At 72.3% G+C, this 14743-nt stretch carries 17 protein-coding genes and 1 pseudogene; 4 read left to right on the top strand and 14 right to left on the bottom strand.

Annotation, left to right across the window (positions count from 1 at the left end; translation table 11 throughout):
• Positions 1 to 12: 12 nt before the first annotated feature.
• From SSBG_RS15170 to SSBG_RS15110, 13 genes are all read right to left on the bottom strand, one after another.
• Positions 13 to 231: a helix-turn-helix domain-containing protein gene (locus tag SSBG_RS15170; protein ID WP_008746989.1), complete on the bottom strand. Its 219-nt coding sequence runs from the start codon at positions 229 to 231 to the stop codon at positions 13 to 15.
• Positions 232 to 651: 420 nt separating this feature from the next.
• Positions 652 to 2121, bottom strand: coding sequence for an ATP-binding protein (locus SSBG_RS15165; protein ID WP_008746988.1), 1470 nt, complete (start codon positions 2119 to 2121; stop codon positions 652 to 654).
• 3 nt (positions 2122 to 2124) lie between these two features.
• Positions 2125 to 2952, bottom strand: a complete 828-nt coding sequence (locus SSBG_RS15160) for a bifunctional DNA primase/polymerase (protein WP_037869823.1) — start codon at positions 2950 to 2952, stop codon at positions 2125 to 2127.
• On the bottom strand, positions 2949 to 3638 hold the full coding sequence (locus tag SSBG_RS15155; RefSeq protein ID WP_008746986.1) for a DNA cytosine methyltransferase: 690 nt from the start codon (positions 3636 to 3638) through the stop codon (positions 2949 to 2951). The genes SSBG_RS15160 and SSBG_RS15155 overlap by 4 nt, the downstream gene beginning before the upstream one ends.
• A gap of 74 nt (positions 3639 to 3712) precedes the next feature.
• On the bottom strand, positions 3713 to 4147 hold the full coding sequence (locus SSBG_RS15150) for a hypothetical protein (RefSeq protein ID WP_008746985.1): 435 nt from the start codon (positions 4145 to 4147) through the stop codon (positions 3713 to 3715).
• Between the two features lie 154 nt (positions 4148 to 4301).
• Positions 4302 to 6383: a plasmid transfer protein TraB gene (gene traB / locus SSBG_RS15145; protein ID WP_037869822.1), complete on the bottom strand. Its 2082-nt coding sequence runs from the start codon at positions 6381 to 6383 to the stop codon at positions 4302 to 4304.
• A 12-nt stretch (positions 6384 to 6395) separates the two neighbouring features.
• The gene (gene traA / locus SSBG_RS15140; RefSeq protein ID WP_008746983.1) at positions 6396 to 6959 is read right to left on the bottom strand and encodes a plasmid transfer protein TraA; all 564 of its coding nucleotides are present in this window, start codon (positions 6957 to 6959) and stop codon (positions 6396 to 6398) included.
• A gap of 30 nt (positions 6960 to 6989) precedes the next feature.
• A complete protein-coding gene (locus SSBG_RS15135) occupies positions 6990 to 7490 on the bottom strand; it encodes a hypothetical protein (RefSeq protein WP_008746982.1) in 501 nt (166 codons plus the stop codon).
• A gap of 52 nt (positions 7491 to 7542) precedes the next feature.
• Complete coding sequence (locus tag SSBG_RS15130) at positions 7543 to 7881, bottom strand: RRQRL motif-containing zinc-binding protein (protein WP_008746981.1); 339 nt, start codon at positions 7879 to 7881, stop codon at positions 7543 to 7545.
• Positions 7878 to 8909: a hypothetical protein gene (locus SSBG_RS15125; RefSeq protein WP_037871490.1), complete on the bottom strand. Its 1032-nt coding sequence runs from the start codon at positions 8907 to 8909 to the stop codon at positions 7878 to 7880. Before SSBG_RS15125 ends, SSBG_RS15130 begins: the two co-directional genes overlap by 4 nt.
• Positions 8909 to 9238 (bottom strand): hypothetical protein, encoded by a 330-nt coding sequence (locus SSBG_RS15120; RefSeq protein WP_008746979.1) that lies wholly within the window; start codon positions 9236 to 9238, stop codon positions 8909 to 8911. Before SSBG_RS15120 ends, SSBG_RS15125 begins: the two co-directional genes overlap by 1 nt.
• Positions 9235 to 9501, bottom strand: a complete 267-nt coding sequence (locus tag SSBG_RS15115; RefSeq protein WP_037869821.1) for a DUF6284 family protein — start codon at positions 9499 to 9501, stop codon at positions 9235 to 9237. The genes SSBG_RS15120 and SSBG_RS15115 overlap by 4 nt, the downstream gene beginning before the upstream one ends.
• 557 nt (positions 9502 to 10058) lie before the next feature.
• Complete coding sequence (locus tag SSBG_RS15110) at positions 10059 to 10775, bottom strand: GntR family transcriptional regulator (RefSeq protein WP_008746977.1); 717 nt, start codon at positions 10773 to 10775, stop codon at positions 10059 to 10061.
• A gap of 57 nt (positions 10776 to 10832) precedes the next feature.
• Here SSBG_RS15110 and SSBG_RS15105 point away from each other — a divergent pair, with 57 nt between their 5' ends.
• Together SSBG_RS15105 and SSBG_RS35805 are read left to right on the top strand one after the other, a co-directional pair.
• Positions 10833 to 11642 (top strand): class I SAM-dependent methyltransferase, encoded by an 810-nt coding sequence (locus tag SSBG_RS15105; protein ID WP_008746976.1) that lies wholly within the window; start codon positions 10833 to 10835, stop codon positions 11640 to 11642.
• A gap of 370 nt (positions 11643 to 12012) precedes the next feature.
• Positions 12013 to 12682: pseudogene (locus SSBG_RS35805) on the top strand (RNA polymerase sigma factor).
• Positions 12683 to 12861: 179 nt separating this feature from the next.
• Here SSBG_RS35805 and SSBG_RS34745 read toward each other — a convergent pair.
• Positions 12862 to 13275 (bottom strand): hypothetical protein, encoded by a 414-nt coding sequence (locus SSBG_RS34745; RefSeq protein WP_234010539.1) that lies wholly within the window; start codon positions 13273 to 13275, stop codon positions 12862 to 12864.
• Positions 13276 to 13282: 7 nt separating this feature from the next.
• On the opposite strand from SSBG_RS34745, the gene SSBG_RS34740 reads away from it, so the two are divergent.
• Both SSBG_RS34740 and SSBG_RS15090 read left to right on the top strand, forming a co-directional pair.
• The gene (locus SSBG_RS34740; protein ID WP_234010538.1) at positions 13283 to 13579 is read left to right on the top strand and encodes a hypothetical protein; all 297 of its coding nucleotides are present in this window, start codon (positions 13283 to 13285) and stop codon (positions 13577 to 13579) included.
• Positions 13580 to 13720: 141 nt separating this feature from the next.
• On the top strand, positions 13721 to 14710 hold the full coding sequence (locus tag SSBG_RS15090; protein WP_008746973.1) for an aldo/keto reductase: 990 nt from the start codon (positions 13721 to 13723) through the stop codon (positions 14708 to 14710).
• The last annotated feature ends 33 nt before the right edge of the window (positions 14711 to 14743 follow it).

The following is a 14743-nucleotide window of genomic DNA, read 5'->3' as shown; positions in this document are numbered from 1 at the left end:
CTCGCTACGGGTTCAGGCGGCGCGCTGGGCGGCGCGCTGACGGGCGACGTACGCGGCGGGCGCGTCGGCGGGGACGCGGCGGAGATGGTTGATGGTGATGGATTCCAGCTCGCCGGCGCGGATGAGGGCGAAGCAGGTGGTCCGGCCGATGCGGAGGCGGCGGGCGGCCTCTTCGACGGTGAGGAGGACGAGGGTCGCGTCGGCGGTCGGGGGCGGCTGTTCGGCGGTCATGAACGTCCCTTCACGGGCTTGCTCGGGCGTCGCGGTGTCCTAGGTTCGGATTTCTGCGTCACCGCGTCATCTGCGTCACGCAGGGGTGCTGAGCTGCGGTTTTGTGGTGACGCAGGAATGCGGGGGTGCGTCATTGGTGACGCAGGCTCTTCGTCATCGGTGACGCGGGTGACGCTGGGTGACGCAGCCGGATGCCGTCTGCGTCACCCGTGTTGCTGCTGGTCACCGTGGGTTTTCCGGCCGTGGGTGACGCGGGTGACGCAGCATTTTTCTCCTCGGACAGAATCCGGGGTATTGGTGCGCGTCACAGCGTGAATGAGGAGCCTTCGGCGCGCCCTTTGAGCGGCGGCGCTGCCGCCGGACAGGCAAGAAGAGCACGTCGGGGCGCGTGGTGCTCTTCTTGCCTTTGTGCGGTCCGGTTCAGAATCCGGGCGTCTGCTCGGGATCGACGGGACGCCGGGCCATTTCCAGGTAGCGCTTGAATTTGGTGCGGCCGGAGTCGATGAGGACGCCCCGGGACGCGAGGGTGGGCTGCAAGCGCTTGAGGCGGTCGGAGAGCACCTTGCCGGTGGTCGGCCAGCCCTTGGGCAGAGGGCGCATCCCGTCGCCGCTCTGGAGGTTGCTCAGGAGGGTCAGCCACTCCGTGGACGTCATCCGCTGCTCGGCCCCCTCGTTCAGGGTGGCGGCGTGCTTGAGGACGGTCTGCGCGAGGACGTCGCCCTCGATCACGTCGTCGTTGAGGTCGTCCAGGCACACCCGGTACGCCGCCAGCGCGCCGAGGCCCTGCGCGGCGTCGAGCTGGGCGCACAGGTGCGCGAAGTCGGCCATGCGCAGGTCGGTGGGCGTTTCGGCGTCGGTGGCGCGGACCTGGACGGTGAGGTCGAGGAGCGAGCCGAGGATGACGGGCAGCGCTTCCTCGAACTCCGCCCACAGCTCCGCTTCGGTGCGGCGGACGGTGGGGCGTTCGAGGCGGAGGGGGAGGAGGCGTTCGGCGAGGTCGGGGCGGATGACGCCGACGTCGATGCCGGTGAGGAGGAGGGGGCGGCGGTAGCGGGCCCGTACGACGTCGCCGTCGGTGTAGAGGGCGCGCTTGATGGTCTCGGCGCCGGTGACGATGCAGCACATGAGGTCGGAGAGGTCCGGCGCCAGGTGCGAGAGGTTGTCCAGCGCGGTCACCCACCCCGCCGCGACCGCCGCGATCAGGTTCTCCTCGTCCTTGGGCGGCCGGCGCAGGTCGCTGCTCATGCCCTCGATGATCCGGGTGAGCATCCGTCCCGCCGTGGACTTCCCGGCGCCCTGCGGGCCGGTGAGGAACGGCGCGGGGACGGGGACGGAGGGGCCGAGGCAGCCGATGAGCCAGGCGAGGGCGAGGCATTCGGTCTCGGCGCTGGCGAAGTTCGTGAGGCGGAGGAGGAGGTCGATGCCCTTGCCGCCGGTGTCGCGGGCGGGCATGGGCAGTTCCCCGGTGAGCTGGGTGCGGCGCCAGCACACTTCCTGCGGGTTGGGGGTGGTGATGGTCCAGCCGGTGGGGTGGATGCGGACGCTCTGGCCGTCGTCGCGGCCGAGGTCGAGCCAGGTGGCGCCGTCGAAGCCGGGGGCGACGCGGATGTGGGTGGGCTGGACGTCCTGGGAGAGGGCGAGTGCTTCGATCAAGTCGAGTGCCTCCTTCAAGGCGGTGCCGTTGAACACGCCGATGCCGTCGTGGTAGAGCCCGACCATGAGTTCCTGGCGGTGGCTGCCGGTGGTGCCCTGGGAGCGGATCGGGCGGGCGACGGGGTGGCCGTTGCGCTGGGCGTAGACGGTGCCGTCAGCGGTGCGGAAGTAGCGGAAGTGCGCTTGCGCGTACGCGGTGATGACCTCGCGCGCCGGGGTCTTCTCCTCCTCCGACATGGGTCACACCCCCAGCCGCGTGCGGGCGTTGGCCCACGCGTCGGTGCAGTGCCGCAGGCTCTCGCCCTTCGCCTGAGCGGCCGTGAACAGGCGGTCGATGTGGGTGTCGGTGAGGCAGCCGCACCGGCCGTGGGTGGAGAGGACGGCGAGGAACGCCCGGTACACCGTGGTGTGAACGGCGCTGTCGGCGGCGGTGATGCGCTGCTCCGCCATCGCGAGGCCGCGTTCGAGGTAGGCGGGGGTGCGGTGCGGGCACGCGCCCCCGGCCCCGCTCACGGTGAGGCCGGACGGGGCGTGCCGGGCCGGCGCGGGCGCCTTCACGACGAGGGCGCGGACCGCGTCGGGGAGGGCGGCCACGGGGCCGGTGCCGGGGCCGAGCCAGCGGGCGTAGGACATACGGGACTTGATGTCCACGCCGGGCCGCACGGCGTTGGCGGACGGCATCGGTCCCCGGTAGATCCAGTGCTCGCCCCGGGTGGTGGGGACGGTGCGGGTGGGCGGGAGCGTGGCGCGCGCCCACGCGATGGCGTCCGCGTCGTCGAGGTCCACGACGGTGAGGCCCGCGCCACCGGGGTGGTAGGCGACGGCGGCGGCCCGCTCCCAGTACGGGGCCCACTCGGTGGTGTGGCGGTGGGTGTCGGTGGTGGCGGCGGCCCAGCCGTGGCACGGCAACCGGCACGCGCACCCGCCCGGGGTCTTCATGTTCGGCCTGCCACCGCACGCGTTGCGAGCGCAGGCGGGGCAGTTGCCGAACGGGACCTTCCCGGCCCGCAGGGGCAGGACCGGGAGACCGGCGGACGCGAGGCGCAGGGCGAGAACGAGGGTGTTCACGCCGCCACCTCCGCCCCGGTGAGCAGCGCCAGCAGGTGGGCGCCGGTCCAGGCGGTGTAGGCCGGGGGGATGCACTCGCGGATGCCGTCGCGGTTCATCCAGGGCACGCCCATGACCTCGCGAGCGGCCTGGACGCCGGAGAAGTTGCCGACGTACTGCCCGTACCAGCCGGGCGGGACGGGGCGGCCCATCTTCGCCTGCGGCACCGTGTGCGCCAGGTGGGCGGGCTGGGGGAAGGTGAGGCCGCCGCCGGTCTCGAAGTAGCGGTGGCGGTAGGTGCGCACGCCGAACATGGGCCCGCACAGCATCACGGGCTCGCAGAGCTTGGGCAGGGCGCCTCCGACGTTCTCCAGCACCCACGGCCGCCCCGTCGCCTCCAGCGCGGTGCGGGTGGGCGCGATGAGGTCGGGGTGAGCGTTGCGCTGGATGCGCTGGCAGTCGCTGTCGTGCTGGCAGGGCGGGGAGGCGTGAATGGCGTCGAACTCATGCCCGTGCTCGCGGATGAAGGCGACGGCGTCGCCCTGGATGAACGCGTACGGGTAGCGGGGCTGGGGGCTGAGGTCGACGCCGAGAACGTCGAAGCCCGCGTCGGCATAGCCCTTGGCGGCGCCGCCCTGGCAGCAGAACGCGTCCAGCAGACGCGGACGCCGCCCGCGCTCTCGCGGGAAGGGGATCAGGTCAGGCATGCTGGATACCTCCAGTTGAAGAGCTGGTGAGGGCGGCCCCGGACTTTGGCGAGAAGGGGGCCGCCCTCGGTGGTTCAGCTGTGGAAGTGGTTGCGCTTGATGACGGCCTTGCGGATATTGACCCTGGTCCCGGCGCCCCGGTCGCGGTGGCCGAGGGCCTGTACGGCGATCCAGCCGCCGAAGATGACGGCCGCGAGGATCACGAGCTGCGTGATGAACGCCGTGAGCGCCGCGATGAACGCGGTGAGGAGGAACAGCCCGCCGCAGACGGCGGCGAAGCCGACGCCACCGAGGGCGATGTTCACCGCCGCCCGGGAGACGGGCGGCTTGGCCGCGAGCGGGGCGGGCTGGGCGGCGGGGACGGTGTAGCCGGTGACGGTGCGGCCGTCCGGCAGGATGATCGTCGTCACCTCCGGCACGCCGCCCGCCGGGACGACCGGCAGGGGCGCCGGGGCGGGGTTGAGGGGGATGGGGTGGTGGAGTTCTGGGGTGGTGCGGTCGGGGTTCATGGTGTCCCTTCCGGCGCCCGCCCGGCCCGCGCCCGGCGAGGGCGGGGCTGGGCGGGCGGGTGTCAGGCGGGGGTGTCACGGGTGGTGTCAGGAGCGCGTGACGCTGCGTCTGCCTAGGGGTTTGGGTGTCAGGAGCGCGTGACGGTGTCAGGTGTCACGCGGCGGCGAGCGCAGGGCGGATGCGCCACCGGCCGGTCGTGTTCGTCGCCTCCAACCGCCCGTCGAGGGCGGCGTCCTTGAGGCGGGCGGAGACCCACGGGCGGGAGAGCCCCGTGCGGTCGCACCAGTCCATGAAGTCCTTCGGGCCGACGATCATCCGGCCCTCGCGCTCGAACTCCTCCAGCGCCTGAGCGAACAGCCGGCGCGCCTCCTCGGGGCCCGGCTTGCGCCCGGTCTCCGTGCCGAAGAGGGGGGCGTCGTCGCCGTCCTCGGCGGCAGGGAGGTCCGCTTCGGGGTCGATGGCGTCGTCCTCGGGGTCGGTGAGCTTGCCCCCGTACTGCTCCATGTCCTCGTCCCCCTCGTCGGGGACGGCGCGCAGGTGCCGCCCCGTCTCCTGCGGCTGCTGCTCGGACGCCCGGTTGCGGGCCCGGTCGGTGTACGCCACGCCCGCAACGCCCGCCGCCGCACCCGCGGTAACCGGGTCGGGGGTGGCGCCGTTGGTGAGGGCCCAGGCGGCGAGCTGTTCCATCAGCTCGACGGCGTGGTGGGGGAAGTAGCGGGTGCGGCCCGGTGAGGGGTAGCGCTCCTCGTCGATGCCCGGGGAGACGACGTAGCAGTAGCCGGGCCGCCGGTTGCCCCATGCTCCCGGGTGCGCGCCCGCGTCGATGACCGACTCGGGCAGGCTGAACCCCTCGTCACGGGGGTCGCAGCCCAGCGCGATCACGGACGGCAGCGAGGCCCGCGTACTCGTGGACATCTGGTCGTACGAGGGCCGCTGCAAGGAGACGACCAGCGAGATCCCGGCGGAGCGGGCTTCCTGCGCGATGCCGGTGAAGGCGTCGTCGCCCAGCGCGCGCAGGGTGTTCGCCGCCTCCTCCATCCAGGCCACGAGGAACGGCATCCCCGCGCACCCGCACACCCCGCCGGGGCGGCACGAGTGCGCCGGGCTGGTCTGCGGCTGGGCGGCTTCCCGGGTCCACTGCCGGTACTGGTGTGCACCGAGCCACCGCGTACGGGCCGGGATCGCGGCCTGCACGGCCTCCACCATCAGCTCGGTGGGGGCCCCGCCCTCGACGGCCCAGTCGATGCCGGGGACGAGCGGGCGGAAGTCCTGGAAGGACTTGGGGTCGGAGAGCCAGACGACGACGTCGCGGCGGGAGAGGATCTCCGTCTGGAGGTTCAGCGCCGCGTCCCCCTTGCCGGACCCCGTACCACCACTGATCAGCACGTGCGTGCTGTTCCGCTTCGCCTCCGGGTCCCCGGGCAGCCAGATCTCCAACGGCGCCCCGTCGTCGTAGCGGCCGATCACCAGCGGGTCCGCGATCGACCCCCCGAGGTTGGAGGGCCCGTCCCACTCGACGGTGTCGGCGAGCATGTCCTCGGGGACGATGACGAGTTCGCCGCGCCGCTCGCTGCCGGGGTCGGGCCGGTAGCGGATCGCGGTGCGGGGCAGGTCGAGGGCGGAGGCGATCCTGTTGAGGCTGCGGGTGACGTCGTCGTGCGTCTGCTCCCCCGCCTCCAGCGCGATCGGCGCCGTGACCCGGTTCGGCTCCACCCGGGCCGCGCCGACCTGCGCGCGGGCGAGACCGACCTTCGCGAGGAGACCCTTGTCGCCGCTCCCGTTCTCGCCGGTGGGGTCGTCGTTGCGGCGCAGGACCATGCGGACGTTCCACGACAGGGCGACGACCGGGCCGCCCATGAGGAACAGGTCGTCCAGCGGGCCGGCGGTGGGCCCGGCCAGGCACGCCCCCGTCACCCAAGCCGACGCCGCCGCCACCGTGATGGCGGAGTGCAGGCGGCGCTGCGGGCTCGTGGACTTGCCGATGAACCAGGTGGCACCGGTCAGGGCGACGGAGCCGAGGGTGAGGCCGACGCCGGCGGCGGCGCTCTCGCCCCACCGCCAGTTCCCCAAGGCTCCGACGAGGCCGGTCCCGGCGACGCCGAGCCACGGCGGCAGGTGCGGCTTCACCCGGTGCAGGAGGTACCCGCCGACGCTGCCACCGGACGGGCCGCCGAAGGTGTCGTCGGCGTAGGCGAAGGCGGGGTGCAGGTGCTGGTTGCGGTTGGTGCGCGTCATGAGCCTGCCTCCTTACTGCTGGGCCCAGTTGATGACGGGCTGCTGCGGCTTGCGGGCACGGTGACGCACCCGGTTGATCTCCTCCTCGTACTCCTGCTGGAACACCGAATACGTCGCCGCCGCGTTCTTCGCCGCGTCCCGCAGGGCGTCGGCGCTGCGCTGCATCTTCCGCGCGACCTTCGCCGCCCGGATGCGGGAGCCGAAGGCGCGGCCGTCCGGGTCGGGTACGGCCGCGAGGACGCCCTTGAGGATCTCGGCACCCATCGCAACCTCGATGGACAGGGTGACGGCGGCGGCCCGCAGCGTGTTGCAGTAGTTGCGCACCTGCGCCGGGGAGGTGAACTCCGGCGCGGGCAGCAGGCTCTCGGCGTGCGAGCGACGGTTGCCCCCGCCCCGGGGGCCGACGTTCTTCGTGCTGTTCACGGTGACGCTGATCGGCGGGGTCACCGAGCTGCCGAACGCGCCGATGAAGCCGCCGGCGGCGGCCCCGGCGTTCGCGAACTTGTTGGACTTGCCCCCGCCGTCCCCACCGGAACGACCGGCGGACGGGCGAGGAGCGGAGCGGTGCTCAGCCATGAAAAGAACTCCCTTACGCGAGCGGGACGGTCAGCGGGTACGGCGCAGGACGGGCCAGACGGTCTGCGCGACGAGGAGGTTGAGCAGCCACCACACGCCCAGCCCGCCCGCGAGCGGCCCGTACGCGACCACGGTGGCGAGCTGCGCGAAGACGGAGACCGCGAGCGCGACGAGGCTGGTACGACAGGCGAGCGCGGGGCCGTGGGCGGGGTGGGACCGGTGCGCCAGCGTGAGCCAGACCAGCGGGGCGGCAGCGAGCGGCGCCAGGAGCCAGGCGGCCCACGGGGCGACGAGGTGGAGCAGGACGCCGAGGAGGAGCGCGCCGAGAGCGGCGCCGGTCGGCGCGAGCGCGGTACGGGAGCGCCACAGCCAGCGCAGCAGCATCGCGGCGGCCTCGTGGGTGAGGGAGGGGCGCTCGGGCACGACGACGACGTACGGGGACATGCCCCGGCGGCCCCGCGTGCGGGGGATCTGGACGGTGTGGGCGCCGGTCTTCAGGAGACGGGCGCGGGTACGGGCACGGCTGTTCACAGCACAACTCCCGGTGCTGGAAGGGATGTTCGGAGAGGGGGCGCTGCTCAGCTCAGGCCGCGAGCGCGGCGGGGGCCTCGGCGCACTGCGGGCAGCAGCCCAGCGACACCGGCAGGACGTACGGGAAGGTCCGCCCGCAGACCGGGCAGGTGCGGCGGGCCTGGTTCGCCCGCGCCAGCGCGACCGTGCGGGCCGGGGTCATGGGGCGTACGGGCTTCGCCAGGTCGACGCGGTACAGGTACGCGACCAGCGGCCCCCGCCGGCGGCGGGGCCGCTCCACCTGCGCGGCGACGTCCTGCCCGCCGGGCCGCAGCCCCAGCGCACGGAGCTGACGGCGGGTGGCGAGCCCCTCAGGGGCGCAGCGCCAGGGGTAGACCGGCAGGGCACTCACGCGGCCACCGCCTGGTTGCCGCGGTGCTCGGCGTAGCGGCTGGAGACCCAGCCCACCGACCACCCGCAGGCGCTCGCAGCTTCGCGTACGGACAGCCCTACATCGAATGCGGCGGACACCACACGGCGGGCCTCGTCCTCGCCGAGCTTCTCGGAGACCGGGGCTGCGTCGAGGAGGGCGGCGCGTTCACGCTCGCGCCACTCGTGTTCACGGCGCTGCTCCTCCTGTTCACGAAGCGCCCTCTCGCGGCGCTTGCGCTCGGCCTCCTCGCGGGCCTTGCGGGCGGCCTGTTCACGGGCGCGCTCCTGGTGTTCACGCTCGCGTTCACGGCGTTCACGCTCGGCCCGCTCGGAGGCCGTCCGCTCCATCTCGCGGCGGGCCTCCTCGGCAGCCCGGCGCTCCTCGCGCTCCGCCTGTTCACGGGCGAGAGCGGCTTCGTGCTCGCGCTGTTCACGGGCGAGCTGGGCCGCGTGCTCGCGCTCCTCCCGGCGGCGGCGCTCCTCGCGCTCCTCCCGCTCACGAGCACGCCGCTCGGCGTCCTCACGGGCCCGCTGTGCGGCCTGCTCGCGCTCCGCCGTCTGGCGCTGGTCCAGGTCGTCCAGGGCGCTGGTGATGGCCCGCCGGTAGGCAAGGCCGGTCTCGGCGGTGACGATGAGCAGCAGCGGCGCGACCGCGTGCACGGCCACCCCCACCAGGTCTTTCGCCAACGCGGAAGCAGCCGTGTTCAGCGCCAGGGTCATCGCGCCGGTCATCCACCGCAGCACCACCGGCCACCGCCCGCCCTGCCCGCCCAGGCGGGCGAGAACGGAGTCGAGGCGGACGACGATGACGACAGCCGCGTCCACGACGAGAGGCAGGATCGGCGCCGTCCACCGCCACGACGGAACGGTGTGGTCCGCCATCAACGGCGTGACCGTGAGGACCGAGTAGAGCATCGCGCCGGAAACGATCAGCCACGTCCCGACCGACAACGCACGCTCGGCCGAACGCACGTGAACACCCCGCGCGGAGGCGTGAACACTGCCCATCACGCGGCCTCCCCGACAGGTTCCTGGCGAGCGGGGAGGGTGAGGTATCCGAACAGCTCGACCGTCGCTCCGGCGTACGTCGTGAACAGCGTGAGCGCCCCGCCCGTGCCGTCGCCCCACAGCCACATCCCGACCGTGGCCGGGTCCGCGTCCAGGGCCTCACGCCACGCCTCGAAGTCGGCGGGGTCGTCGTGGAAGGCGAGCTGCAACCGGCCCGGGTAAACGGTGCTCATGCCCACGGTGGGCGCGGGGAGCTCCGGGTGTTCGAGGAACAGCAACTCCAGCGCCGTCAGCGGCGCGTTCAAGTCCTTGAGGTGGATGCCGCTCATGCCGCGCCGCCCGCCTGCCGCTCGAAGGCGGCGTTCGCCAGGGCGGCCCGCTCGCGCAGCACCCTGCGCCGGGCCCGCCGCAGCCGCGCCGCGTCCAGCTCACTCGGCGTCCGGTCCAGGACGAGGATCTGCGCGTCGAGCAGGTCGACGTCCGCGAGGAGCGCGGGCATCTCCGCCTCGACGGCGTCCAACTCGGCAGCGGTCGGCTCCAGCCAGTCAGCGAACGCCGTAACGGCGTCCTGAACAGTAACGATGTGGTCCATGGGTCGTGATCTCCCTTGCAGATGGGCAACGGCCCGAACAGAGCCCCCGGTGTTCGAGCACCGGGGGCTCACGCCGTTGGGAAGGTGGCCCGCCGCGAGGAGCGGCAGGCAGTGCCCCGGCCGGGAGTCGAACCCGGCCTACGACCATCGGGGCTGAGATGCGCGCCTAGACACTGACTCCCGCCCGTGAGCGGGGTGTGGCGGCGCGTGCAGCGGCCTACAGGCCCTTGTCGGGCAATGCGAGCTAGCCAGGGACCTACCTGGGGCTCAGCCGGGCCCATGCGGAACTCCCGGCTTCAACCGCTGCTTCAACTGTTCAGTTCTCAAGGAACGACCAGCTCGGGGCCCCAACCGCACGAGCCATCCCGAGCCGAAGCCCTCCCAACCTTCGGGAGCGACGTTCACGACAACTAGACTGGACCGGTGGACCGGTCCAGTCAAGCGGCAAAGCCGAAGTTGACGACGAGTGGATGACGTTCCCACAGCTCAGGCGGCCTAAAAGGGCGTCAAAAAAGCTGGACCGGCTGACCGGTCCAGCTCGCCTGAGGGGTGAATGCCTACATGGCGTAGGTGTCCACCTGCTCGAAGAGGGCGGCGGGAGTGACCCCCTCCTCACACACGAGGGGGCGGCCCTCTTGGTCGTACGCGGTGTGCAGTAGCACAGCGACCGGGCTCCCCTCGGCGACGTTCAGCCGCTCGCCTTCCACTTCGGTCGCCTGGCGGACTGTGGTGACGTCCACGCCCTCCACCGGGAAGCGTCCGGTCTGCCGACGTACGTAGCGCGTCGTCCCCTCGGCAATGGGGGCGGTGTCCAACAGACGCGGCGCCCCTTCACCGATCGAACGGGGAAACCACGCCTCGACGTAGCTGTTCGGGCTGCCATCCGGCAACTGGAGAATCCGGATCCGCCGAAGGGCGAGTTCGCCCGGCGCGGCACGCAGCGCCTCCGCGACATGCGGAGGCGGCTCCGCCCAATCCGGCTCACCGACTCGAAGGAACGGCATCCCTCCGAGGATGCGGGCGGAGCCCGCACGGCGACCACCAGCCGGCCGCGCAACGGGCGTCTCCGTGACGACGAACCCCGTTCCCTGCTTGGCCACGACGATGCCGTCACTGCGCAGCACGTCCACCGCCTTGATGGCAGTGGCTCGCGACACATTCCACTGCTCGGCCAGCTCTCGCCCCGAAGGGATGGTGTCGTTCGGACCGTACTCACCTGCGGCAATGCGTGCGCGCAGCGATTCCGCGATCTCTTCGTATTTCAGGACAGCCATGGGTTTCCCTACCTCGCGCGCTGGACTGGTCCACCGGTACGCAACGATACTGCGCTCATGTCGAATCTCGAATTGGCTCCCTCCGTGATGCGGTTCTACGGCGAGACGGTGAACGAGGACGCCCGCCTGCGCGACACAGCAGACGGGCGCATGGAGCTGGTACGCACGCAGGAGCTTCTGCGCCGGTTTCTCCCCGATGCGCCTGCCCGAGTCCTGGACGTAGGCGGGGCGACCGGCATCCATGCGGAGTGGCTGGTCAAGGACGGTTACGAAGTCACCGTGGTGGACCCCGTGCCCCGTCACGTGGAGCAGGCATCCGCCGTGTGTCATGCCGTCGTGGGTGACGCGAGGTCTCTGCCGGAGCCGGATGAGACCTTCGACGCAGTGCAGCTCCTTGGCCCCCTCTACCATCTGCCGGCCGAAGAGGATCGGCGCAAGGCGCTCGCGGAAGCCTGCCGCGTCGTGAAGCCTGGGGGCCTGATCGCGGCGGCTGCGATCAACCGCTACGCCTCCCTCTTCGAGCACGTCACGTACGCGCACCTGCACACAGACCGGATGCGGGCCTCCGTCTCGAAGATCCTGGCGACAGCGGTGCACGACGGGGCCAGAGGATTCACCCTGGCCTACTTCCACAGGGCCGATGGGCTGGCGGCGGAGCTGAGCGGCGCCGGTCTCACCGACGTACAGGTCTTCGGGATCGAGGGGCCCGCCTGGTCACTCGTGAAGGCCGCCGAGCAGCAGCCGGGCAGCGGCCCGACCGAGGACCTGATCGCCTCCGCTCTGGAAGCGGCCAGGATGGCGGAGCCCTACCCTGAACTGCTCGCCGCCAGTTCTCACCTCCTGGCGGTAGGACGGGCCCCGCAGTAGGTCGGACCGGGAGCGGCCCGTCTCGGTTTCCGTCTCAGTCAGGCTCGTTCGGGCTCGTTCGGCCCGGTACCGGCGCGCTGGAGGAACTGCGGAATGAACGCCCTCGAACGCGCCTGAACAAACCGCCGCGCCCCGCGAGCAGACCTCGAAAGCGAGTGTGGCGTAACCCGTCACCGTGGGTTCAAATCCCACCGCTACCGCCAGCAAAAACCGCCCCCGACCTGTTCATACAGGCCGGGGGCGGTTTTTTGTGTCCTCTCGGGGCCCCTGCCCGGCACGAGGTCCCGGCGGGAACGGCCCAGTGGCGACGGCGGACGGGGGGGAATCGGTGGCGTGGGAACCTCGGGGGCGTGCCGGACACGTACGGGGTATGGAACTGAACGACGCTGATCCCGCCGGGACGGTCGGGGAGATGTCCGACCGGGAGTTGTGGGCCCGGGCCGTCGATGGCGGCCGGGAGGCGTTCGGCCGGATCTTCGACCGGCACGGCAAGGCCGTCTACAACCACGCCTTCCGGCGGACGGCCGACTGGTCCGAGGCCGAGGACCTCACCTCCACGGTGTTTTTCCACGCCTGGCGGCGGCGCGCGGAGATCGTGCTCGACCGCGAGTCCGCGCTGCCCTGGCTGCTGGGCATCGCCGACGGCCTGCTGTAACACGCGACGGCGGCTGCGCCGGGCCGAGGCCCTGCTGCGCCGGCTCGTCTCGCACGACGAGCAGGTCGGCGACCACGCGGAACGCGTCGCGGGGCGCGTGGACGACGAACGCCGCATGTCCGAGATCCATCGCGCGCTCGCCCGCCTTCCCCGGCACGAACGCGAGGTCGTCGAACTGTGCGTGTGGTCGGGGCTCGACCAGCAGGCGGCGGCGACGGTCCTCAGGGTCGCGGTAAGCACGGTGAAGTCCCGGCTGCACCGGGCGCGGCGCAGGCTGGGGGCCGACCTGACGGCCGGGCCCGGCGACGGCGCACCCGGGCAGCGGCCGGAACGAGCCTCGTCCGGTTCCAGGAATCCCGTCGAATCGAAGGAGGTCGCACGATGAACGACCGCGCGCGGGGCGTTCCCGCGGCTCCTTCCGATCGCGAACTGCCGGATCACCGGCGGATGCGAGAGGAGCTGCTCATGAAGATCGGTCCGCAGGAGGACACCGCCGCACCGCGCCGCAGGTGGGGGTGCCGCTGGCCGTCGCCACCGCGGTGACGGCGCTCAGCGTCGGCGCCGTCACGGTCCTGGGCGGTACGGGGGGGGCGCCGAGGCACGCCCCGCCGCCGGCGCGCTGAGCGAGGCGAGCCCGGCGGGAACCGCCGCGCCGCGCACGACACCCGGCGCGGGGTCCTCCGCGCCCGCGACGCCCGACCCGCGGGCCGCGGCGCACGCCTTCACCGTCACCGGGACGCGTACGAGCGCCATCGACGCCCCCGCGGTCACCAGGATTCTGGCCTCCTGCCTGGGCGCGGACGCCTCGCGGTACCGCTCAGCGCTCGCGCTGCGCGCCCCGGCGGCCTCGCGGACCTCGGACGGCGTCGTCGTCGCCGTCAATCCCTCCGGGCAGTACGCGCAGTGCGCCACCAAGGGCGACCGGCGCAGCAGCCAGGACCACCCGCCCACCTTCATCAACGACCGGCTGTGGGGCACCGGGCGCGTGATCGAGTACTTCGACAGCGTCGAGGAGCCCGTCGAGGGCGGCGAGTTCCTCACCCTGGGCGCCGGTCATTACGCGCCCCAGGTCGCCAAGCTCACCGTCAGCTACGGCGACAAGCCGCAGGAGTACCCCGTGCGCATGGCGCGGCGCGCCTTCGTCCACGCCGCGCTCCTGCGCCCCGACACGCCCCCCGACGGCCACTTCCTGGGCCCGAGCACCTACCTCCACGCCTACGACGCGGCGGGCGAAAAGATCTACGACCAGTCCCAGGACCCGAAGTTCACGAAGGAGGAATAGAACGGAGGAGGAGAGGGGGCAGGCGCGGGGGGAATGGGCGGCGAGGGGGATGGGGCGGGGACCCGGCGCCCTTGACCTAGAGCGCACCCCAACTCATAGCGTCGGGGGAGACGCAGACGACGAAGAAGGGTTCGTACGCACATGGAACAGCGCACACTGCGGGACCTGGAGGTCTCGCCGCTCGGTCTCGGCTGCATGGGGATGTCCGCCTTCTACGGCACCACCGACGAGCAGGAGGGCGTCGACACGATCCACCGCGCCCTCGAACTCGGCGTGAACTTCCTCGACACGGCCCAGCTGTACGGGCCTCTCACCAACGAGTCGCTGGTCGGCCGCGCCGTCAAGGGCCGCCGCGACGCGTACGTCATCGCGACGAAGTTCAACCTGCGCATGGACGACGCCGTCCCCGGCGACCGGAGCACGGTCGGACGGCAGGACGGATCGCCGGAGCACGTCCGCACGTCCATCGAGGGCTCGCTCAAGCGGCTCGGGACGGACTACGTGGACCTCTACTACCAGCACCGGGTCGATCCCCACGTGCCGATCGAGGAGACCGTCGGGGCGCTCGGCGAGCTCGTCGCCCAGGGCAAGATCCGGCACATCGGGCTGAGCGAGGCGAGCGCGGAGACGATCCGGCGCGCGCACGCGGTGCACCCGGTCACGGCCGTGCAGACCGAGTACTCGTTGTGGAGCCGCGACCCGGAGGACGAGATCCTGCCCACGTGCCGCGAGCTGGGCATCGGCTTCGTGCCCTACTCGCCCCTGGGGCGCGGTTTCCTGGCCGGCAGGTTCTCCTCCCCCGAGGAACTGGACGAGGGCGACTTCCGCCGCAACGGCCCGCGCTTCACCGGGGACAACCTGACCGCCAACCTGCGCCTGGCGGCGAAGGTACGGGAGATCGCCGCCGAGAAGGACGTCACACCCGCCCAGCTCGCCATCGCCTGGGTCCTCGCGCAGGGCGAGGACCTGGTGCCGATCCCGGGCACGAAGCGGCGCACGTACCTCGAACAGAACGTGGGGGCGCTGGACGTGGAGCTGACGGCGGCGGAGCTGGCGCGGATCGACGCGGAGGTGCCGCGGGCGTCCGGCGACCGGTACGACGCGGCGGGCATGGCGGCGGTCAACCGCTGAGGCGGAGCCACTGATTGCGGGGTACGGGGTGGG

Source organism: Streptomyces sp. SPB074, assembly GCF_000154905.1.
In the GTDB taxonomy this organism is placed as follows: domain Bacteria; phylum Actinomycetota; class Actinomycetes; order Streptomycetales; family Streptomycetaceae; genus Streptomyces.
This window is presented reverse-complemented; position numbering and strand designations above follow the sequence as displayed.